Origin of the sequence: Trinickia sp., assembly GCF_051953955.1 — a bacterium.
Lineage (GTDB): Bacteria > Pseudomonadota > Gammaproteobacteria > Burkholderiales > Burkholderiaceae > Trinickia.
On sequence record NZ_JBQCIF010000132.1, the window covers coordinates 24,427 to 46,955 of the forward strand.

Sequence of the window (22,529 nt, forward strand, 5' to 3'; positions counted from 1 at the left end):
CCGCAGACTGCATCAGTTTTCGAGGTGACGCGCGGTGCGCCACGCATCGGAAACGCCGTAAACGGCCGGACGGGACGCATGAACGCATCGCGGGCCGAGCCGTCTCCCCCTCTTTGCGTAAGACTGTCGAAAGGTCTGGGCTGCACGACATGAGAAGCAGACTGTTGTCCATGCTGGGCGCGTTGGCGGGCGCACTCGCGTCCGGCGGATGTGCCTCGTATCATCCGTTACCGCTTGCCGAGCACGCGCAATTGGCCGATCGCATCGGGGCGATCAGGCATACGCTGCCCGCGCCGGAACCGGGGGGGAGCGCCGTGGCGATCGATGTCGATCGTCCGCTCAGCGTCGACCAAATCGGCTTGCTCGCCATCCTCAACGATCCCGAGCTCAGAACGGAGCGCGGCGAGTCGGCGCTCGCCCGAGCGGACGTGACGCAAAGCGCCACGCTGCCCAATCCCTCCGTGAGCCTCGGCTATGCGGCACTGCTGGGCGGGCCGGGCACGACGGGCGCGTTCACGGCATCGCTCGCGCAAGACGTCGCCTCGCTCGTGACCTATCGAAGCCGCGTGGCGTCGGCGCGGGCGCACGTGGCCGAGGTCGACGCGAATCTGCTGTGGAACGAATGGCAAGTCGCGCAAAAGGCGCGGCTGCTGGCCGTCGATATCTATTGGGGCGAGCGTTCGATCGAGCGCAGCCAAACGCAGCTTCGCGCGGTGCAGCAGGCGGCTTCGGCCGTGCAGGGCGCCGTGAGCGCGGGCAGCATGAGCCTTGCGGAATCCGGCCCGTTGTTGGCATCCGCGGCGTCGAGCGAACGTGCGCTCGGATCGATGCGCCTCGACGAGCTCAAGAACTGGCAGGATCTGGACGCGCTGCTTGGCCTGAGGCCCGACGTCAGATTCGCCATTGCGAAGCCCCAAGTTCCCGAGATCGCGCCCGACCTGGATCGGCAGATCGCGACGGTGTCTACCCGGCGCCCGGATCTCGTTGCCCTTCAGCTCGGCTATCGCTCTGCCGACGAAGACGTTCGCGCCGCCATCCTCGGCCAGTTCCCCGCGTTCGTGCTGGGCGGCTCCTATTCATCCGACACGTCGGACGTCAGAACGGCCGGCCCCACCGCGACGTTCGATTTGCCGATATTCAATCGGAACCAGGGGGCGGTGGCCAAGACGCGGGCGACGCGGCTCATCCTCCACGAGCAATATCAGAGCAGGCTCGACGATAGCGCGTCCACTGCGCTCGCGCTCGCCGCCCGCAGCCGCCGCATGACGCTCGAGCTCACGCAGGCCGAGCGCGCGGCTGAAGCGGCCGAAGCACGGGCTGCTGCCGCGAAAAGCGCCTATCAGCAAAACGATCTCGACGCGCGCACGCTGGTCGATTACGAATCGGCGGCGTCGGATCGGCGCCTCGATGCAATCAATCTCGAGCGCGGCCTCGACGAGGCGCGCATCGGGCTCGCCTTGGAACTCGGCTTGGGGCTCCCTTCAACCCGCATCGCCCCGCTCGACCCCGTGAGGTAAACGTGAAGCACCGATACATTCTGACGGTGGCCATGCTGGCCGCCTGGTCGAGCTATGCCTTGGCCGACGCCGGCGAGCCGAGCGTGCTCGTCACGCAAACGGCCTTGCGGCAGGGCAGCCTGCCGCGCACCGTGCAAGCGTATGGCGTCGTGCAGGCATCGGCCGGCGCGAGCCGAACCGTGACGGCGGCGACGTCCGCGGTCGTGCAGGCGCTGTACGTGCGAGAGGGTGAAGAGGTCGCGGCCGGCGCGCCTTTACTGCAATTGAAGCCGAGCCCGGAGACGACGGCCGCTTACGTGCAGGCGCGATCGGCGCTGAAAGTGGCCGGGCAGTTGGCGGCGCGCACGCAGCAGATGGCCGCGCAACATCTCGCGACGGCCCAGCAGTTGGCCGATGCGCAAAAGGCCGAATCGGACGCGAAGGCGAACTTGGCCGCCTTGGACGCGCAAGGCGCGGCCGGCGCGCAGGTGCTGCGCGCGCCGTTTCGCGCGATCGTCCTACGTCTATCGGCCACGCTGGGAACCTTGGCTTCCGCCGGCACGCCGTTGCTCGAGCTCGCGAGTGCGGAGAAGGCGGTGCTCAAGGTCGGCGTCGTGCCCGCACAGGCGATGCTCGTCGGAAAGGGGGATGTCGCCAACGTCGCGGCCGTAGGTGGGGATCAGCGCTGGCCCGGCACCGTCGTGCAGCGAGGATCGATGGTCGATCCATCGACCGGCCTCGTACCGATCGAAATCGCTTTGCCGCCCGGTCATTTCTTGCCCGGGGAAGCCGCCGATGCCACGATCACCGTCGGCAAGACCGAGGGATACGTCGTGCCTCATGCGGCGATCCTCGTGAACGATCATGGGGATACCTACGTGGTACAGGACGACGCGATGAAAGCGCGGAAGGTCGACGTCAGCGTGGCCGGCACGCACGCCGACGAGGACGTCATTCGCGGCGACGGCCTGAACCCCGGCCAGCCCATCGTGCTCTCCGGCAATTATCAGTTGGATGACGGGATGCGCATGCGCGTCGCCAAGCGGGACGGGAAGGAGGCGCAATGACGTTTGCCGGATGGCTCCACCGACATCGCCTCCCTGTCCTGGCCGTGGCTTTCGTCCTGACGCTGGCCGGCATTTACGCTGCGATCAGCTTGCCCGTCGGCCTCTTTCCGTTGACGAGCTTTCCGCGCATTCGCATCGAGGTCGATGCGGGCGACATGCCGGCCAAGCAAATGCTCGTGGACGTGACCGAGCCGCTCGAAGCGGCTGCCCGCGCGGTGCCGGGTGCCGTCGACGTTTCTTCCACGACCTCGCGCGGTTCGGCGGAAATCTTCGTGGATTTTCCGTGGGGCTCGGATATGAGCCGGGCGCTGCTCAGCGTCGATGCGGCGTTCGCTCAAAAGATGGCCGACCTCCCGCAGGGCGTCACCTATGGCGCCATTCAGATGAGCCCGAACGTCATCATGCCGTTCGTCTCGTATGCGCTGCAATCCGATAAGACGTCGCTCTCCGATTTGAGGCAGATCGCGCGCTATCAGATCCTGCCGATGCTGACGGGCATTGCGGGTATTCGGCGCATCGGGGTGCTCGGCGGCCAGACGCCGGAAGTCGAGGTGTCGATCGCGCCGCAGACGCTGCGAGCCTATGGGTTGACCGTATCGGATGTGGCGCAAGCGCTTGCGTCGACGAATACGGTGGCGGCCGTCGGCCGGCTCGAAGACAACGATTTGCTGTACTTGGCCGTCGAGAACAATGCCTTCACGTCGCTCGACTCGGTTCGTCGGGCGACCGTGCATACCGGCAAAGGCGGCGTCGTTCCGCTCGAGCAGATCGCGCAGGTCAAGATGGGCTCGGAGCCGCAATGGCTGCTGGTCAACAACGACGGCCATGCGGCGGTGACGTTCGACGTCTATCAGCAAGACCGCGCCGATTCGCTGAGCCTCGCCAAGCTCGTGACGCAGCGTCTCGATGCTTTCATGAAGACGCAACCGAGCGCGATCCACCTGTACAAGTGGTACGACCAGACCGAACTGGTCCGTTCGTCGATCGCCGCGCTCGAGGAGGCCATCGCGATCGGCCTCGTATTTGCCGCGGGCGTCCTCTTCGCTTTCTTGCGCAATTGGCGCGTCACGGCCGTCGCGATGATCGTCGTGCCGATGTCGGTGCTGTGCAGCGTACTGATTCTGTGGCTGCTCGGCATGACCCTGAACATCATGACGTTGGGCGGCATCGCCGCGGCGATCGGACTGCTGATCGACGACGTGATCGTGATGATCGAGCATATCGCACGCCGAGCCGGCCATCCCGACGAGGAAGACCCTCACATCGGCGTGCTGCACGCCGCGCGCGAATTCCTGTCGCCGTTGTTCGGCTCGACGCTTGCCACCACGATCATCTTCGTGCCGCTGGCGTTTTTGGACGGTGTCACCGGCGCCTTCTTCAAGTTTCTGTCGTTGACGATGGCGTCGTCGCTGATCATTTCGTTTTTTCTCACGGCGTTTACCGCGCCGCTGCTCGCGAGGGCGATGATCGACTTCAAGGCGTGGACCGACCCCGGGCACGGCAAGGAGACATGGCTGCGGCGCACGCACGCGCGTTGTCTCGACGCGATGTTCCGCGCGCCATGGCTGATCGTGCCGGGGCTCGTCGTTTTGGCCGGTGCCGGGTATCTTGCCTATCAACACGTCGGGACGGGCTTCTTGCCGCGCATGGACGAGGGCGGCTTCGTGCTCGACTACCAAACCGCACCGGGCACGTCGCTTGGCGAGACGAACCGCGAATTGCGGCAGGTCGAGGCGATTCTCAAGAACGATCCCTATGTCGATACCTATTCGCGCCGTACCGGGGCAGGGCTCGGCGGCGATCTGACCGAGACCTATCAGGGCGACTTCTTCGTTCATCTCGTCGATCCGTCGAAGCGTCCGAACATTTGGAAGGTCATGGACGGCATTTCGAGCGAGGTGACACAGAAGGTGCCCGGCATCGACTTCGATACGCACCAACTGATGAGCGACATGATCGGGGACATGGTGGGCCGTCGCCAGCCGGTCGTGATTCAACTGAGCGCGAAGGATCCCGACGTGCTGGGCTCGGTGGCGAAGAAGGTGGCCGACGCGATCGGGAAGATTCCGGGCATCGAGCCCGCCTCGGTCGACACCGGTGTCGTGCCGGCCGGTGACGCGCTCGAGATCAACGTCGATCCGGCTGCCGCCGCGCTCGAAGGCATGACGCCCGCCGACGTCAAAGAGCAGGTGTACCACTACCTGAACGGTTCGGTCGTGACGCGTTATCTCGGCAAGGTCCAAGATGTCGGCGTGCGGCTTCGGCTCAGCCCGCCGCAAAAAGTGATCTATCGCGACACGCTCGGCGAACTGCCGATTCGAGGCCCGAACGGCCAGCTGTTTGCCTTGAGTACGGTGGCGAAGACGCGCTTCGTGTCGGGACAGCCGCAATTGACGCGCGACAACCTCCAGCAAATCGTCGCGGTGACGGCGCAGATCAGCGGGGCACACGATCTCGGCTCGACGATCGCCGCGGTGCGCACGACGTTGCAAAAGCCGGGCGTGTTGCCGCCCGGCGTGACCTACGCGTTCGGCGGCGCCTACAAGCAACAGCAGATGGCCGTCAAAGGCATGATCAGAGTGTTCGCGGCGGCCGTGACCGCTGAAATCATCCTGTTGCTGTTCCTCTATCGCGAAGCGCTCGTGCCGCTCATCATCATGGGGACGTCGCTGTTTTCGACCGGGGCGGTATTCATCGGCCTTTGGGCTACCGGCGTCGAGCTCAACATCACGGCCATGATGGGGATGGTGATGATCATCGGCATCGCGACCGAGATGGCGATCTTCCTCGTTTCCGAGTACCAGTTGCTGCGCGAGACGATGGCACCGCGCGAGGCGTTGCGCGAGGCCGCCCTGAACCGTCTGCGCCCGATCACGATGAGCACGCTGGCGATGATTCTCGCGCTCGTCCCGCTCGGGGCGGCGATCAGCGGATCGGGCGATCAGATGCTGCAGCCGCTCGCGATCGCGATCATCGCGGGCGCATTCGTGCAACTGCCGCTGGTTTTGTTGGCGATGCCGGTCATCATGGGGCTGACGGTGCGTCGAAGCGAAGCCGCATCCTCATCATCATGAAAGGGGAGCGCTGCGCCTTGCCTAAATCATTCACGGACGAAACGATGTCGAACCTTGCCCGCACTGCCGCCATTGCGCTCTCTGCTCTTTCGCTTACGCTCTCATTCTTTGCTTGCGCTGACGCGGCCGAGCCCGCTCGCTTGGTGGACCGCATCGTCTTGCCCGGCGCCCCATTGAAGAGCTTCGACATCGGGTTCGCTCAGGGGGGACTCTACGCGCTGTCCGATCGGTCCAACGCAGCCGTCGATCTGATCGATACGCGTAGCCATAGGCTTTTGGCGCGCGTGGGGGGATTCGCCGGAGGACGGGGCGACCAAGCGGGACCGAACGGCGTCGTCCTCGTCGATCAGCGGCAGGTGTGGGCCGGTGACGGCAATAGCCAAGTCCGGATCATCGATCTGAAATCGCATCGTGTCGTCGCACTGGTCTCGACGGGCGGCGCCAAGCGCGTCGACGAGATGGCCTACGACCCGCGCGATCACTTGATCGCGGCCGTCAACGATGCCGAGGAACCGCCGTTCGTTTCGTTGATTTCCTCCAATCCGCCTTATGCCGTTCAATCGAAAATCGTATTGAAGCGCGCGACGAGCGGCGTCGAACAGCCGGTTTGGGACCCGCAAAGCGGCAAGATCTTCGTCGCGATTCCCGAGCTCGACGGCAAGCCGGAAAGGGGCGCGGTGGGTATCATCGATCCGAAGCAGGGCAAGCTCGTGGGATTCGACGAAGTGGCGGCATGCATGCCGGCGGGACTCGTGATGGGGCCCGCGCCGCAAATGCTCGTCGGATGCAGCAACGATGCCGTGCATGCCGGATTCGCGGCGCGCTCGCTGCTGCTCGATGCCAGGACCGGCAAGGTCATCAAAACGTTCAATCGCGTCGGCGGCTCGGACGAGATCTGGTACGACCCGAGCACTCGGCGTTACGCGTTGTCGGCGGTCGCCAACCCCGGTGGCCCCGTCGTCGGCATCATCGATGCCGTGCATCAGCGCTGGCTCGGCAATCTGCCGAGCGGTAACGAGGCGCATTCGGTTGCAAGCGACGACGGCACACTCTTCGTTCCGGTCGCCGCCGGCGACAAAGCCTGTCCGAACGGGTGCGTCGAAGTATTCGCGCATTGAAGCCGCGCGATCATTCAGCCGTTCAGGCGCTGGGGCGCTGGGTCGCTGGGTCTCTCAGCCGTCGCGCCGTCGGCGAAAGCGCAAGGCTCATCCATTTCGTTCCGCGCGCCGCGCCGCTGCCAGGCGGTCACTCGCCCGGTTCGTCCAAAAACGCCGTCGTGTAGGTCTTCGACAAATCCACGTCGGTGGCTTCGACGCTCGGATCGATCGCGGAAAGAATGGCAAGTACCGTCCGCGGGCCACTTTCCGGCATGCGGCCATCGGTGGAAAACGCGGGCTGAAATGCCTTGACCGCGGCAACGTAGAGGGCCTTCCTCTTCTCGTAGTAGCTGCGCGGCAATTGATCGACGATTTGCTCGGCGCTGTGCGAGTGGATGTATCGCAGCGTTTCGACGAAAGCGTGCGTGAGCTTGCGTGCCTCGTCGGGATGCGACTCCACCCAAGCCACACGCATGTAGAGACATCCCGACGGGTAGATGCCGCCCAGCGCCTCGCGCGTGCTCGCTTCGGTTCTCAGATCGATCAACACTTTGGCTTGGCGGCTCGCGAGCAGTTCGGACGCCGTGGGATCGGTCGTCATCCCCGCGACGATGAGGCGACGGCGCATGGCGTCGATGAACGTTTTGCCGGCATCGACGGGTAAGAGCCGATAGTCGTTCCTTTGGAGCCCGAACTTCTTCGTCAGGTACTCGGTCAGAAAGTCCGTTGAAGATCCCAAGCCGGTCACACCGAGCGTGTGCCCCTTGAAATCGGCCGGCGATTTGATGCTGGCCGCGAATGCCGACGAAACGAGCTCGACTTCGCCGGGCGCCGAGGCGAACTGGACGAGCGATTCGACGTTGGTGCCTTTGCTTTGCAGATCGATCGTGTGATCGTAGAAGCCGACGACGCCTTGCACGGCGCCCGCGATCAACTCGTCCTCGGCATTGACGCCGGCCGGTTCGGTCACGACGTCGACGTCCAATCCCTGCTGCTCGAAATAGCCGAGGCGCTTGGCCAGTATGGCGGGCAGGTAGATGATCTTGTCGATGCCCCCGACCATGAGGGTGATCGTTTCCCCGGCGCAGGCGGTGCTCGCCGCCGAGCACGTGCCAAGCACGAACGCGGCTGTGACGACGGCGTTTCTTACGGTACCCATCCTGGTCTCTCCGTTTTATCTTTTGTACTTGCACGTCGCGAGGCGCCGCGTCGTGCAATGTCGAGCATGGTGCTCACGTTTCGTCGAACGGCAGCCGGACGATGGCGCTCAATCCGCCCGTCGGCCGTGTCTCGAGTGCGATCTGCGCACCGCATGCTTTCACGGCTTCGCTGACGATCGCAAGGCCGAGCCCGAAGCCGTCGTTGTCCGACATGCTGCCGCGGCTGAAACGCTCGAACACGCGCGCCTTCAGCGCTTCGGCAATGCCGGGTCCCGTATCGTCGACCTGCAGAACGGCGCCGCCTTCATGGGGCCCGACGTGAACCGTGACGTGGCTGCCATGCGGCGTATAGCGGATCGCGTTATCGACGAGATTGAACGTGATCGCGTGCAGCAGTGTCGGATACGTCCAGATCGAAACCGCGGCGCTGTCGGCGCTCAAGCCGAGATCGATCGACTTGTCGTCGGCGAGGACGGACAAATCGACGAGTACTTCCTGCACGAGCTCGAGGACGTTCGCTCGTTTCCGCGGCAAATTGGCGCCGCGGCTCGACTCGGCGTGCGACAAGCTCAGCAACTGATTGATGAGATCCTTCTGCCGACGGGCGCTGGCACGGATGGCGCGCAACGTCTCGCTCAGTTCAGGGTCGCGCGACAGATGCGCGGCGTAGTCGAGCTGTGTGCTCATGATGGCCACCGGCGTGCGCATCTGATGAGCGGCATCCGCGATGAATCGCTTTTGGATGTTGATTTGAGCGGTCAGGCGCGTTGCGTACTGGTTGATGGTATCGACGATGGGGCGCAATTCCCGCTGAAGCTGCATCGTGCCGAGCGGCCGAAAATCGTCGGTCTCACGCGCTTGCAGGTCGCGGCGCAAGGCGAGCAGGGGCTTGAGCTCCAGCGTGAGCCCGATCACCATGAGCGCGAGGGCGAGCGCCAATAGAGAGGATTCTTGCACGAGCACGGGACGCCACAGCGTTTGCAGCAGATGATGATAGGCATGGCGGCTTTCCGCCACGCTGACGAGAATTGCAGTCGTCTGGCCGCCGCGATAGAGGCGGCGCGTCAACGTGACCATGCGCAGGGCATCGCCGTGGTATTCGAGATTGCTGTAGCGCGGGGCATCTTCGGGCGCGAGGTCGCCCTTCGTCAAATCGGGCCACCCGGCCAGCACGTCGCCGGGCGCCGTCCGCACCTGGAAGTAGACGCGGTCTTGCTCGCGCGAGGCGAACATCTGCAGCGCCGCGGGGGGCGTCTCCGCGCTGATTCGGTCTTGTTGCCAGCGGACTTGGCCGGCCATCACTTCGGCCGATGCGAGCAAGCGGCGGTCTTGGACGAGCAAGGCGGTGCGCCGCGCGTTTTGCCAAGAGACGATGGCCATCAAGGCCAGCACGAGCGTCATGGGCACGAGCACCCACAACAGCAGCCGAACCCGAAGCTGGCTCATGTTGCCGCGTTCGCGTCGCGCAGCAAGTATCCGAGCCCGCGCAGCGTGAGGATGCGCGCTTGCGAACCCGACAGCTTGCGGCGCAGGCGGTGCACGTAAGTTTCGATCGCGTTTTCGCTCGCTTCGCTGCCGATGTCGAACACCTTCACCATCAACTGCGCCTTGGTGACGGTCTTGCCTTGGCGCAGCATCAGCGTTTCGAGCACGTGATGTTCGCGAAGCGTCAATTCGAGCGGCCGTCCGCCCGCGCGGAATTCGTGCGTGTCGAGGTCGAATTGAAGGTCGGCGCATTGAACGACGGATTGGCTACTGCGGCCGTGCCGTCTGATCAGCGCCTTGATGCGCGCGACGAGTTCGCGCATTTCGAAGGGCTTGCCGACGTAATCGTCGGCGCCGAGATCGAGGCAGTCGACCTTGGCATCGACCGAGCCGTTGGCGGTGACCACGAGCACGGGCGTATCGTTGCGGCGGCGTCGAATGCTGCTGAGAACGTTACGTCCATCGATCCCGGGCAGACGAAGATCGAGCAGCAGCAAATCGTATTGGGACCGGCTCATGCGATCGATGGCGGCCGTGCCGTCGTGCACGCATTCCACGTCGAACCGCTCCGCCTGCAGCGCTTTGCTGAGCCAAAGCGCGAACTCCAAATTGTCTTCCACGAGCAGCAATTTCATCGAGGCCACCAAGCTTCCCGTCTACTCGCCGCCGATGCGGACGGCCTGTCGAGTCGGGGGCATTCGCGCTGCCGCGAATATCCCCCAATACGCTTGCCGATTTGCCGGGAGTATTTTAATGATCAATGGAAATTAAATGTCTCCCGGATATTGCGCAATCGGTTATTTCCCTGCATTCCCCTCTTTGGCGAGCATGGCATTGGCTTTGATCACGTAGTCGTCCGTGTAGGTCTTCGCGAGGTCGATCGGCTTGTCGATCTTGCCCGCAAGCTTTTCGACAGCCAGCACGGTTTCCGGGCCGTTCTTGGGCATCATGCCGTCGGGCAGGAACTGTCCTTTATCTTGCGCGAGGGCGTCGATGTACTCCTGCTTCGACGAAAGCTGATTGCTGACGAAGTCGGGCGGGAGATTATTGGCGATGTCGGCCGCGCTATGCGTGTTGATCCAGTGCATCGTGGCGACCATCGCGTTCACGACCGCTTGCGTCTCGGTCGGGTGGGCCTTCACCCAATCGGCGCGCGCGAGCACGCTGGCCGTCGGCCAATACCCGCCGAGCCATTTGTTGACGCCGGGACCCGTCGCGAGGTCGATCGCCGAGACGCCGACCTTCATTTTCTCGACGGCGTTGACCGTCGGCTGCGTCGTCATCCCGCAGACGATGCGATGGTGCTTGAGCGCGCCGATCAGCGTCGGGCCTGCTCCCACGCCCACGCGCGTGAAGTCCTTCGACGTGAGGTGATAGCGGGCGGCCAGATACAGCGTGAGGTCGTCCGTGCCGGAACCGACGTCCGTGACGCCGACGGCCTTGCCTTTCCAATCGGCCGGTGTCTTCACGCCGGAATCGGGCGTGCACATTTCGCGCTCGCCCGGCGCGCCGCTCAGTTGCACGATGCCGATCACGTTCTTGCCGTGCTGCTGGAATTCGAGCGTATGCACGTACCATGCGCCGGCCATGTCGACCTGTCCCGACACCACGGCATCCTCGGCGCCCACGCCGCCCGCCGTTTCCGTGCTCAACTGCATGTCGACGCCGTACTTCTTGAAGAAGCCGAGATTCTGGGCCAGTTGATACGGCAGATAGATCTGCTTGTCGATGCCTCCCACCATCAGCGTGACCTTGGGCAGCGGGGCTGCCATGGCGGCGGAACTGAATACCCCCGCGGCGCACGCCAGAGAGGCCAGCAACATCGTCGCGCGTGATTTCTGCTTCATGACACACATCTCCTTGGTTATCGGAGATCCCATGGCGGGATCTCTTATTGGGTAGACCTAACCTAACTGAACTGCTATCGCCGTTCCGGCTTCACGCGTCGGCTCGGCCGCCGTCGTTCGCGGAAGGCGGTTGCCACGAGAGCAGTTTCTTCTCGAGGATGCCCATGAGCACTTCCGCGCTCAGTGCGATGATCCCGATGACGAGCATGGCGCCGAATACGCCGTTGGCGTCGAACGTGTTTTGCGCGGTGGCGATGACGAGCCCCAGGCCCTGCTGCGCGCCGAGGAATTCGCCGACGATCGCGCCGATGATCGCGAAACCCAGTGCAACGTGAAGGCTTGCGATGATCCAAGTCATGGCCGAGGGGAAGACGACGTGCCAGATCACTTCGAAGCGCGACGCGCCGAGAATGCGAACGTTGGCGATCAGATTGCGATCGACGCTGCGCACGCCTTGGAATGCGTTGAAAAAGACCACGAAGAAGACCAGCACGGCGGCCAGCACCACTTTCGACGGCATGCCCAGGCCGAGCCACATGACGAAGACCGATCCGAGCACGATCCGGGGCAGTGCGTTGACGACTTTGATGTACGGGCCGACGACGTCGGCGAGATACGGGATTTCGCCGAGCAGCACCCCGAGCAGGACGCCGCTCGTGACGCCGGCAACGAAACCGAGCAGCGATTCTTCGAGCGTGACCCAAATCTGCAGCCAAAACGAACCATAGGCCGTGCCTTTCTGCGCCCAATCGACGAGGCGCGTGACGATGCCGCTCGGCGAACCGAAAAAGAACGGATCGATGACGCCCCACGAGGTGAGTAGCTGCCAGCCGCCCACGATGAGCACGAACAATGCGATTCGTCCGAGCAGCACCGCTGTCTTGCGGCGCTGCGCGCGGCGCCGCGCATTTCCCGCCACGTCGCTCGGATCGACGGCCGCTGATTTCAGTTGTGTGCTGGAGTTCATGCTCGTCATGCCGCATTCCCCTTGAGAGTGGAAACGGACGCCGTGCGCGCATAGGCTTGCTCGACTTCCTCGCGCAGCGACTCCCAGATTTGTTGATAGAGATCGAGGAAACGCGGATGAAACCGGATTTCCTGCACTTCGCCGCGAGGGCGCGGCAGATCGATGTCGAATACGGCTTTGACGGTGGCAGGCCCGGCCGTCATGACGACGACGCGATCGGCCAGCGCAATGGCCTCTTCGAGATCGTGGGTCACGAAGATCACCGAAGGACGGGTGCGCTCCCACAGGCGCAGCAGCTCGTTGGACATGATGGCGCGCGTTTGCACGTCGAGCGCCGAGAACGGCTCGTCCATGAGCAGCATCGAGGGCTTGTTGATGAGCGCGGCTGCAAGGCTCACACGCTTGCGCATGCCGCCCGACAGTTGATAGGGGAAATAATCTTCGAAACCGGCGAGCCCGACCGTGCGCAGCCATTCGCGCGCTTCTTCGGTCGCTTGCTTTTTCGGGACGCCGCGGAAGATCGGGCCGAGCGCGACGTTCTTGAGAATCGATTTCCAGGGCAGCAGGGCATCGTTTTGAAAGACGAAGCCCGCATCGCTCGTGATGCCGTCGACGACCTCGCCCGATACGCGCACGACGCCGGCGCTCGGCCGATAGAGCCCCGCTGCGAGCGTGAGGGTCGTGGATTTGCCGCAGCCGGTCGGACCGACCACGGCACAGAACATTCCGGGCTCGATGACGAGGTCGACGTCGCGCAGCGCGGTTTTCTCGGAGCCGTCGCGCGTGGGGAAGCGCTTCGTCACCCCGGAGAACTGAACGCCTCCTCGCCTCGTTGAAGTTTCTGACATGACAAACCTTATTTCATGGGCCCATCGCTGACCGATGGGCGGATTGCATTGATCTTGCGCCGCCGGATTTTTCCGTTTCGCGCTCCTGGCCGATCGCCTTTTCGGGTATCCGTTGCTACGGGACGGGAATCGGAAAAAGCGGCGACTTACCTGATGACGTTGCGTTCGTTGCTGTGCTCGAGTGGCCGGTACGTCCTCCGTGAAAGGGCGGCATGCGGGACCGGGTTTTCCGCATGCCGCTCATGCTGAGGGAATGGCTATGGCGATGGCGATCAGAAGTGCCAGATACCGCCGGCTTCGACGCGCCAAGCCGCCTGGGTGCCGAGGCCGGTGCCGGCTTGGAAGGTCTTTTGCCCGTACATCGTTTCGAGGCCGACGTCGACCGTGGGAACGGGGCGGTAGATCAGGTTGACGTGCACCGTCTTCGTGGTGACGGCGTTCGTCGGATCGGCAGGCAGCCACGAAGCGAGCTGCTGATGGTTGTAGCCGAGGCCGAGATTCGAACGCAGCTTGTGGGTCCACCAGTGCTGGAAGAACAGTTCCGCGCCTACGTCGGGCTGAATTTCGATGTTCGTGGCGCCGGTGGGATTGGCCGCCGTGCCGTTGTTGACGGCGAGCACGGAGGCGACGTTCGCGCCGAAGTCGTCGGGCAGGTAGCGGCCCAACGCGCCGTACCAGACTTGGCCGCCGACGTTGTCCTTGCTGTGCGGAAGATTGAGCGTCACGCCCATCAAGGCCGCCGCGCCGAACTTGGTCTTGCGCGCACCGTTCATATCGGTAAAGCCGAGGTCGCGCGCAATGCCGGACACTTGGAAGTGCCCCCAGTCGCCCTCGCGTTCGTACTTCACCGAGAGGTCGGGGAACGGATTCGTTTTCGTGTTGGCTTCGATGTTGTCGCGCGTGTCTTGATAGCCCGTTTGCGGGTTTTCGAGCGCGAAGGACAGAGCACCGCCCTTGCCGAGCGACATCGTGTATCGGACTTGCGGCGTGCGTGCGGCGGGCAGGCCGGCGGGGCCGGCATTATCGAACGACTCCAACGAATCGGGATCGTCGATGAAGTTCGAGTTCGCCATACCGACGAGGAACGGCCCGATCGTGCCGTAGGCCGTGACGATCCGCGCGCCCCAGCTGTTGTTCTGCAACGCTTGGTTGTTGTCGCCGCCCGACGTGAAGCCGTAGAAGTCTAGGCCGAAGTTCGTCGTGATGTTCCCGTAGGGGCTCGGCGTGCTCGAGCCGACGACCAAGCGCGACACCTTGTCCTGGAAGTGGAACGTGCGTTCCGATTGCGCGCGGGCATTGCTGCCCTTGGGATCGAGATTGCCGATCGCGAATTTCGGGCCCAGGTTCTCGGTCGGATCGTAGATGCCTTGGAAGTTGATGAACCCGCCGATGCTCAGCGACGTATTGGTGCCGGGCACGAGGAACGAATGGGGCATCGCGCCGCGCTGAACGTACTCTGCCGAGGTGCTCAATTGCTCGGCTTTCATGGGGGTGAGCTCGATGCCGGGCGCTTGCGCAACCGCGACGGGACGCGCCAACTGCTGCGCTTGCTTCTGTTGCGTGGCCGCCTGCTTCGCTTGTGTCGCCGCTTGTTGTGCCTGCGCGGTTTTCAGTTGCGCGATCTGCGCCGATAGGTCTTGGACTTCCGCCTCGAGCCGGCTCAGTTGGTCAGCATGCGCAGCCGGCGCCATCGTCAATCCGGCGACGGCGCAGCAAAGGACTTGCGCCGCTAGCGAGGTTGGCCGCTTGACCCACCGCGGACGCTGGTTGCTCGTATTTGCCCACCTGTTCATCCATGTCTCCTGCATTTGATTGTTTTCCAAGTACTGCTTGGCGCATGTGCCGCATCGATCGCGAGAAGCAGTGAGACGCATGGTAGGAATGGCTAGCTGTCTACCGGCTGTCAGCAACGGCGCATTTTTGTCCGTACTTACCCGAGGCAGACGTGGGGAAGGCGCTTCGGCCGGATCGTTGTTACAAACCTGGCGGCCGCTGACAGCTTTCTCGGAAAGAGCCTGCATACAATGCGCAAAAACAACCACATGCTGGGCTTCAGACCATGAGCGTCTTTTTCAAAACGATTAAATTCAAGATTTACGCGTCTTTTCTCGCGTGCATTACGCTGATGGTGGCGATCGGTTTATCGGGGCTCGTCGGCGCATGGAGGATGGCCAAGAATAATGAGGACTCCTATTCACGCGTGACCGTGCCGATCGTCAAGCTCTCGGAAGTGCGCGCGCTGCAACTCAAGGTTCGTGTCGCGCTGCGGCGCATGCAAGCGCTGCGCACCGACACCGGCGTTCAGCAAACGTTGCCCGGATTGCAAGCGGACGTTCAGGCGCTCGATCGCGGATGGGCCGCTTACACCCGTGGCAGGATGTTCCGGGACGAAAAGGAGCACGCGATCGTCGACACCGTCTCGCAAGCCCTGCCGGCCTTCAAAGCGAAGGTAGCGGGCATCGTCACGGTGCTGAAGACGGACAACTTCGACGCGGCCGATGGTGCCATCGCGTCTGCGGAGCAGCTCTCCGATGCACTCGGCCTTTCGCTCGAGCAAGATGCCGCCGTCAACGCGGCAAAAGCGCAGCGGTTCGCGAGCGACAGCCGCTCGACGTTCGACATGGTGTTGTGGACGAGCATCGCTTTCATTGCGATCGGCGTGCTGATCGGGGGCGGCGTTTCAATGTTTCTGATGCGCGCGATCGCCGCGCCGCTCGGCAAGGCGGTCGGCATAGCCGGGCAAATCGCCGAGGGCAAGCTCGGCAATCGCATATCGGCATCGAGGCGCGACGAATTCGGCAAGCTGCTCGACGCTTTGCGCAAGATGGACATGCAGCTCGGCAAGACCGTGCGCGACATCGTGTCGACGTCGGAGACCGTGAGCTCGGCGGCCGACGAAATCGCGAGCGGCAATGCCGATCTGTCCGCGCGCACGGAAACGCAAGCGGCTTCGCTCGAGGAAACCGCATCGAGCATGACGCAGCTGACCGAAACCGTGAAGCACAACGCCGACAATTCGCGTGAGGCGAATGCGCTCGCGACGAATGCGACGATGATGGCCGACGCGGGCAATCGCGTGGTGCAGAACATGGTCGGCACGATCGCCCGCATCAGCGAGAGCTCGACGAAGATTTCCGACATCACGAGCGTGATCGAGGGGATCGCGTTTCAGACGAACATCTTGGCGTTGAATGCGGCCGTGGAGGCGGCGCGCGCGGGCGAGCAGGGCCGCGGCTTCGCCGTGGTGGCGGCGGAGGTGCGTTCTCTCGCGCAGCGTTCGGCCTCCGCGGCGAAGGACATCAAGGAGTTGATCGGACGATCGGTCGAGATGATCGAGGATGGTTCGCGGCAGGCCGCCGAAGTCGGCACGACGATGGAGGAGGTGAAAGACGCGATCAAGCGCGTGGCGCAAACGATCGGCGAAATCGCGGTGGCGTCGAGCGAGCAAAGCCGCGGGATCGAACAGGTGAGCCAAGCCGTCGTACAGATGGACGAGGTGACGCAGCACAACGCGGCGCTCGTCGAGCAGGCGTCGGCCGCGGCACAGTCGTTGAAGGAGCAAGCCGCTAGCCTGCGCAGCGCGGTATCGTCGTTCAGGCTAGCGGACGATGAGGGGCCCGCGAATCTCGGGGCTTTTGCGGCGTGACTAGCTGCGGCCGCGCGAGCCGTCGCTGCCGAACCCGGTGCCCCAGCCGCCATAATGGCCGTCCGACCCGTAGACGACATGGCCGGACGCTGATGCATCGCGTTGCGCGCTCATCGTGGACGTGCAGCCGGAGAACAGCACGAGCGCGAGCATGGCGAGCGCGCCCGATGCGATCCGGCGCGGCTTCGAAATGACGAATGACGATTTCATGGCGAACTCCTTCGAATGCGTTGTGCATCGCGGAAAGGTGCCGGAAAGCGGCGACAAGCGCCCAGTCACGGCATCCTCACGCAGTCGATGCGATGGATCGAGTCCCCAGATTATTGCACTGCAACCTTAAGTTTTTCTTAGCGGGCGTGTGACTCGCCCGCCGAACTCATCGACTTGCCGATGCGCTCCGTCGACGCCAAGCCATCGCGCCGGCCGGATGCGGCCCGTCCGTCTGAGTTGCAGCATCGGCTGTGCCGCAGCCGCGGTGATCGTCCGCCGTCTGCGGATCGTCAGGGTCGGCGGCGGCCGTTCGTGACTCAGCCTCCGCTCAGCGGGGAATCGAGCCGGCCGGTGGCGCTCGGCGGCGAAGCGCAGGCCAACGAAGCACCGGCCAACGAAGCACCGGCTAAGGAAGCGTAAGCGAAATGAAGTTTCGTGCATCGTCGCGCTGGATCAGCAACGCGACTTCCTTGCCGCCCCGCGCAATCGAGCGTTCCAATGCTTCGGCCGAGGCGACGGATTCGCTGTTGACGGACAACACGATGTCGCCCGCTTGAATCCCTGCGCTCGCCGCCGCACCCGCGGCGGTATCCACCATCACGCCGTGCTGCACGCCGGTCGTGCCGCGCTCCGAATCGCTCAATGCATGGACGGTCAAGCCGAGCCGCTCGAGCGCGCTGCCCTGCGCGGGCGATGCGGCACGTGCGTCGGCGTGATCGGCGCGCGAGGCGACGACGATCGCGGTCAGCGGGATCGTTCTTCGATTGCGGACGATCGTGAGCGCGACCCTGGTGCCGGGCTGCAATGCGGCGACGTAGTCGGTCAGCTCGGCTTGACGGGCGATCGCCTTGCCGTTGACGTGCGTGACGACGTCGCCGGGCTTCAGGCCGATTGCCGCGCTGCCGTGCGTGCGCTGCGCGGCGTCGACGACGAGCGCCCCCATCGCGTGCGGTAGACCGAATGCGGCGGCGAGCCCCGGATCGACGTCCTGCAACTGCACGCCCAAGCTTCCGCTGGCCAGCTTGCCTTGTTCCTGCAACTGGGCACGCAGTTTCAGAACGGCCTCGATCGGAATTGCCACCGCGAGGTTCCGATATTGCCCTGCATCGGCGTAGACCTGAACATCGACGCCGATCACCGTTCCGTTGCGGTCGAGCAGCGGGCCGCCCGAGACGTCCGGTTCGCCGGCGATGTCGGTTTCGAGAAACGAGAACGTGCCGCCGTTCGCCAGCGCATGCGGCGTGACGCTGACGAGTCCCGAGGAAACGGCATTTTGCGGGCCGTCCGGCGCGCCGATCGCGAGCACGCGCTCGCCGACGCGCACGCGCGTCGAATCGCCTAGCCGCACCACGGGCAACTTCGCCGCGCGTTCGATCTGAAGCAGGGCGATGTCGCTTTGCGGATCGACGGCGAGCACGTCGGCTTTGAATTGGCGTTTGTCGGTCAACGTCACCGTGACTTGCTCGGCACGATTCACGACATGGGCCGTCGTGACGACGACGCCATCGGCACTGACGATGAAGCCGGAACCCGTGCCCCAGACGACCCGCGGCGGATTGGGCACGCTCGGCTGCGAAGGCGGCGCCGATATCGTTCTGAGCAGCGCGAAAACGGGATCGTCGGCGTCCACGTTGTCGAGGCCCGGGGCGGCGCCGCTCTGGCCCGCTTGATCGCCGGACGGGTCGGCCGTTGCCGCTGTGCTGACGTTGACGACGGCCGGCCCATAGCGATCGACCATCGCCGCGAAATCGATCTGCGCCGGCGCCGAAGTCGAAACGGGTGCCGGAGCCGGCGCATGGGCCGTCTTGGCCGGCGCAACCGCCGTTGGCGCAGCCGCTGCCGATGATGGAAGAACGGCCGCGCCGCCGAGCAATATGATCGTCGCTGCGGTCCGGCGCACGGTCGAGGCATAGGCCCCCGGAATTTGGCTTCGCACGGTTCACCCCCTGCATTGGTTATTCATGCGGGCGGCCGCGCCTTTCCTTTTTAACCGGTCATCGAGTGGTGCCACGGGCGTCGGTCTACCTGCGAGCCCATTGTCGTGGGGACTGCGTGGCGGCGCTGTGAGCCAGCGCACGGTGCGCGCGAAACGAATTCAAGGGGCCCGAACGCATCCGTTGCGATGCGAACGGGCCCCACTCTCTCAGGCTAAGCCGTGCTCATAGGCAGGCTGTTCTAGATGGCCGTGGATCGTGATCGAAGGGTCCCAATAGAAGTACCCTTGGATATTCAAGGCCGCGCCGTGCGCGCCCTTGGCAACGTAAAACCAGACTTGATACCGTTCCATTCCCGTTCCGGTGACGGGGCAATCGACACGGTAGCTGCGCGTGCGCGTTCCTTCGCCGTCGTGGGGATTCACTGTCCCGTCGGCTCGTAGGCGCGGCAGCGCACGCCACGCTCGAGCGAGCCGGGGCTTGGCCGCACCCGTGGTCGGCAACCCGGCGAAGCGCTGAAGGCGGTAAATGACTGCATGCTCCGTGCCGCTGCCCGGAAGCGAGACTGTCCGCCAGCGCACGATGTCCCCGCTGAAGGCGGTCAGTGCCAGATCGGCGGTAGCCTGCGTCGCCAGATCCGGCACGTTCCGCATTGCCGCGACCAGACAAGCATCGTCATGATCGACGGCGGTTGGCGCATTCGGATTACGGCTCGCATTGCGATACTTTTCGTTCAACGCTTGTATATCGAATACGATGGCGACGTCGATTATTTTATTCAATGGTCGGCCTCCGTCGCGCTTTCCCCGTAGCTAGGAAACGCGTTCGACACCTCAGCATCCGATGCACGCCTCGGGCACCTTGGTCGGCGAACGCCTTGCCTTCCCAAGGAAGATATGGCAATGCGCGAATAAACGCGATTACAGTCGATTACGCCAAATGGTGGGTCGGCGGGGGGGCGCCCTCAAAGAAACAGCAACGCTCGGTTGAGCTCCGTTTCGTCGCGGGGACGGTCGAGCCAGCCCTGGGAGACAGGCACCGTGTAGAGCCTTTTCGCGCCGAAGCGCGGCCAAAAGTGACACAGCCCCGGCACGATCGCTTGTACGACGGTCAGGCCGGTGTCCGGCCGCGTTTTGTCGACGACGAGCGTATCCATGCCGAGCGCGGCGAGGCGGCCCACGCAGTATTCGGCGTCGTGCGCGAGATTGGCGCCGCCTACGCGGGGCCAGGTGGTCGCCGTGGTCGCGGGCACGCCGGTGTCGGGATAGAGGAATCGATCGGACGTCAGTTTGGCGCTGTCCCAGGGCGGCGGGGCCTTCGCGGCGACGTCGAGCAGTTGGTTGACCTCGGTGAGCGCGCGTTGCAGCGCAATCGCCGGGTCGAGGTGGCAGCCGAAGCCGATCGAGAATCGCCCGCTCTCGGGTTGGCGCGCGAGCGCGGCGAACGCCGGGATGCGCACGTCGTGCGTGATGTCGATGGCCCAGAGTGTCCATCCCATCGATTCATATTCTTTCGACAAGGTATCGAAGTACGGATCGCGGAAGCTGGCGATATCGACTGCGGGCCGTGGAATCTGGTTGTACCACCAGATCGCGACGGCGTCGCGCTCGATGAGTTCGAGCAATCCTTGCAGCACGGCTTCCTCGAAGCGGCTGCCGGCCGCGCTGCCGTTCGGGTTGTGGATGCAAAAGCTCGCCGCTTGCGCATCGGGCGTTTCGGAAAAGCAATAATCGAGCGGCACCAAGCGCATCGTGCCGTCGACGAGCGACCAAGCCGGCGTCCAATCGATGATCGTGTCGACGGTGAAGCGCCGCGGCACCTGCTTGCGCGGATCATCGGTCGCGGCATTGATCGCTTCGCGCGCCGCGAATTGAAGCGCGCTGAATTGTTGGAGGTCATTCACGTGAATCGGCGCGCCGTTTTGCGAAGCGTCTTCCGCCAATTGCGCCATGCTGCCCCTGATCGTGGCCTCGTCCCCTTGATAGACGCCGCTGAAGCGCTCGAGCGTTTCGCAAAGCGCGCTGACGCGCGCTTGCGCCTCGGTCCTGCCTTTGCCCGAGGCGATTTTGTCGAACCGGTTGCCGCGGGCGGGCAAACGCGGGCAAACGAGGTAGCCGGCGACATAGACGTACCGCGATCCAGCGTGCCGGCCAGGCATCGGATGCAGATACGCAATGGGGCCGGTGACCGGAGAGACGAGATGCTGGTATCGCTCGAACGTCGTATGCGCGTCCTCGGTCCGATAGCCGCCGGTACGATGACCGTTCACGGCGGCGGGGGCGAGCACGGGCCGCCGAAATGCCTGCTCGCGCATCAACGCCGGATTGCCGCAGCAGGGGCACTGCGGACGCTTGACCAAGCGGTGCCATCGGGCTTCCAACGTATCGGCGCGGTGCGTGAAGACGTGGTGGGTCGCCCGAATGCGGCGCTCCCGATTCACGACGATTTGCTCGACGAAGCTGGCGACGAGCGCCGCCGCGGCGCGCAGGCTCGCAGCGCTGTGGACGGCGTGTCCACGCGTGGCGCGCTCGCCGTGCCGGCGTGCCAGCAGCGCTTGGACCGGGCGATTGAGGCCGATCCAGTACCGCACGCAGACCATGCAGGGGCTTGCCGTTTCGCCGTTCGTGCCGAGGAGGGGGCCGACGTGCGTTTGCACGCCGGTGGGGTTGACCAGCAGCAGTTGCGCGCCGCGGGCCGTGGCGCGCTCCTCCGCGATCAACAGCTCCGGATGCATATAGCTATCGCACAACGCGACGACGATGGGCGCGTCATGAGAGACGTCGGTGGAGACGTCGATGCCGGCCGCGCGCAACGCATCGATCTGCGGTTGCGGATCGACACCGTAGGCTTCGACCGCGACGCGGATCGTTTGGCCGCGAGCGCAGGCTTCGTCGCCGTCCAACCCCGATCGTTCGTAAAAGCCACGCACAGCGTCGAGCGAATCGGGTTCGTCGCCGCGCACATAGCCGCGTTGCCGGAAATGATCGAGTGCCCGCACGATTTCCAGATCGGAAAACCGCATCGATAAAGCCGCGACGATCTCCCCGATCGTCATCGCCTCTCGCACGCATGCGGCCAACGCGGGAAAGATCGGACCCGTCAGAACGAAGCGCTTGAATTCGTCGACGATATAAAGCGTCTCGGGCCCATCGTCCAGCAGCAGCAAGTGAGGCTTGAAACGCAGCTTGCGAGAAAGGTCGTCGAGCATGCGCGCTCCGCGTGGAAGCGAACGCGCATGCGCGCTCGCGAGTGTTTCGGCGCGTGCGGGGAGGACAGCGGCCGCTGCTGCTGCCCATACGGCCGCACGAGCATCTTCCTACAACCGGCTTGATTTACCCTCAGCAGCAGGTGAACAAATAAGCCGGACCGGCATCGTTATAGGCAGCCAGTGCGATCGGTTCTTCGGCCGCGTCGGCCGGGCGCGTCGGAACGCCGAACGTCATCGCATGGGGGGGCAGCGTCCAGGTTCCTGTTTTGGGATCCCAGCCGAATCCCTGTTGGGGCTCGGGCTCCTTGACCGTCAGATCGACGAGCCACGGACTGCGGTAGTCGAAATATCGGGCGAGCGCATCGGTTGCATCGGCGAGCAACGCTTGCTTGAATTCAGGATCGCGCCAAGCCAACGCAATCGCGCGCAGGTAAACCTCCTGCAGTTCCAGCAGGGATTCGTAGCTCGGGATGCCGTTGTTCATTGCCAT

Annotated in this window: 17 protein-coding genes; 5 read left to right on the forward strand and 12 right to left on the reverse strand. The window is 64.1% G+C overall.

The features are described 5' to 3' along the window. Positions 1–149 precede the first annotated feature (149 nt). The 4 genes from ACTHNZ_RS24800 to ACTHNZ_RS24815 are packed head-to-tail and all read left to right on the forward strand — an operon-like array spanning position 150 to position 6,755. Positions 150–1,517, forward strand: a complete 1,368-nt coding sequence (locus ACTHNZ_RS24800; protein ID WP_440545241.1) for a TolC family protein — start codon at positions 150–152, stop codon at positions 1,515–1,517. A 2-nt stretch (positions 1,518–1,519) separates the two neighbouring features. Further along, positions 1,520–2,563, forward strand: a complete 1,044-nt coding sequence (locus tag ACTHNZ_RS24805) for an efflux RND transporter periplasmic adaptor subunit (RefSeq protein ID WP_440545242.1) — start codon at positions 1,520–1,522, stop codon at positions 2,561–2,563. Next, positions 2,560–5,637 (forward strand): efflux RND transporter permease subunit, encoded by a 3,078-nt coding sequence (locus ACTHNZ_RS24810; protein WP_440545243.1) that lies wholly within the window; start codon positions 2,560–2,562, stop codon positions 5,635–5,637. The genes ACTHNZ_RS24805 and ACTHNZ_RS24810 overlap by 4 nt, the downstream gene beginning before the upstream one ends. A 44-nt stretch (positions 5,638–5,681) precedes the next feature. Then, positions 5,682–6,755 (forward strand): cytochrome C nitrite reductase, encoded by a 1,074-nt coding sequence (locus tag ACTHNZ_RS24815; RefSeq protein WP_440545244.1) that lies wholly within the window; start codon positions 5,682–5,684, stop codon positions 6,753–6,755. A gap of 127 nt (positions 6,756–6,882) precedes the next feature. Here the strand turns inward: ACTHNZ_RS24815 and ACTHNZ_RS24820 are convergent, their stop codons facing one another. The 7 genes from ACTHNZ_RS24820 to ACTHNZ_RS24850 form a co-directional block, all read right to left on the reverse strand. Continuing rightward, a complete protein-coding gene (locus ACTHNZ_RS24820; protein WP_440545245.1) occupies positions 6,883–7,893 on the reverse strand; it encodes an ABC transporter substrate-binding protein in 1,011 nt (336 codons plus the stop codon). A gap of 73 nt (positions 7,894–7,966) precedes the next feature. Then, positions 7,967–9,340: a sensor histidine kinase gene (locus ACTHNZ_RS24825; protein WP_440545246.1), complete on the reverse strand. Its 1,374-nt coding sequence runs from the start codon at positions 9,338–9,340 to the stop codon at positions 7,967–7,969. Next, positions 9,337–10,014, reverse strand: a complete 678-nt coding sequence (locus tag ACTHNZ_RS24830) for a response regulator (RefSeq protein ID WP_440545247.1) — start codon at positions 10,012–10,014, stop codon at positions 9,337–9,339. Before ACTHNZ_RS24830 ends, ACTHNZ_RS24825 begins: the two co-directional genes overlap by 4 nt. A 162-nt stretch (positions 10,015–10,176) precedes the next feature. Next, positions 10,177–11,226, reverse strand: coding sequence for an ABC transporter substrate-binding protein (locus ACTHNZ_RS24835; RefSeq protein ID WP_440545248.1), 1,050 nt, complete (start codon positions 11,224–11,226; stop codon positions 10,177–10,179). Between the two features lie 91 nt (positions 11,227–11,317). After that, positions 11,318–12,202 (reverse strand): ABC transporter permease, encoded by an 885-nt coding sequence (locus ACTHNZ_RS24840; protein WP_440545249.1) that lies wholly within the window; start codon positions 12,200–12,202, stop codon positions 11,318–11,320. Next, a complete protein-coding gene (locus tag ACTHNZ_RS24845; protein WP_440545250.1) occupies positions 12,199–13,041 on the reverse strand; it encodes an ABC transporter ATP-binding protein in 843 nt (280 codons plus the stop codon). Before ACTHNZ_RS24845 ends, ACTHNZ_RS24840 begins: the two co-directional genes overlap by 4 nt. 272 nt (positions 13,042–13,313) lie before the next feature. Further along, a complete protein-coding gene (locus ACTHNZ_RS24850; RefSeq protein WP_440545251.1) occupies positions 13,314–14,834 on the reverse strand; it encodes a DcaP family trimeric outer membrane transporter in 1,521 nt (506 codons plus the stop codon). Positions 14,835–15,100: 266 nt separating this feature from the next. Between ACTHNZ_RS24850 and ACTHNZ_RS24855 the strand changes: the two genes are divergently transcribed. After that, positions 15,101–16,687, forward strand: a complete 1,587-nt coding sequence (locus ACTHNZ_RS24855; RefSeq protein ID WP_440545252.1) for a methyl-accepting chemotaxis protein — start codon at positions 15,101–15,103, stop codon at positions 16,685–16,687. Here ACTHNZ_RS24855 and ACTHNZ_RS24860 read toward each other — a convergent pair whose 3' ends face one another. From ACTHNZ_RS24860 to ACTHNZ_RS24880, 5 genes are all read right to left on the reverse strand, one after another. Beyond that, entirely contained in the window at positions 16,688–16,897 is a 210-nt protein-coding gene (locus ACTHNZ_RS24860; RefSeq protein ID WP_440545253.1) for a hypothetical protein, read from the reverse strand. Between the two features lie 406 nt (positions 16,898–17,303). Further along, entirely contained in the window at positions 17,304–18,833 is a 1,530-nt protein-coding gene (locus tag ACTHNZ_RS24865; RefSeq protein ID WP_440545254.1) for a trypsin-like peptidase domain-containing protein, read from the reverse strand. Positions 18,834–19,040: 207 nt separating this feature from the next. Then, positions 19,041–19,613 carry an AidA/PixA family protein gene (locus ACTHNZ_RS24870; protein ID WP_440545255.1) on the reverse strand — a complete coding sequence of 191 codons (573 nt, stop codon included), beginning with the start codon at positions 19,611–19,613 and terminating at the stop codon, positions 19,041–19,043. 182 nt (positions 19,614–19,795) lie between these two features. Beyond that, a complete protein-coding gene (locus ACTHNZ_RS24875) occupies positions 19,796–22,039 on the reverse strand; it encodes a TOMM precursor leader peptide-binding protein (RefSeq protein WP_440545256.1) in 2,244 nt (747 codons plus the stop codon). A gap of 130 nt (positions 22,040–22,169) precedes the next feature. Next, positions 22,170–22,529, reverse strand: a complete 360-nt coding sequence (locus tag ACTHNZ_RS24880; RefSeq protein ID WP_440545257.1) for a BMA_0021/BMA_0022 family TOMM bacteriocin — start codon at positions 22,527–22,529, stop codon at positions 22,170–22,172.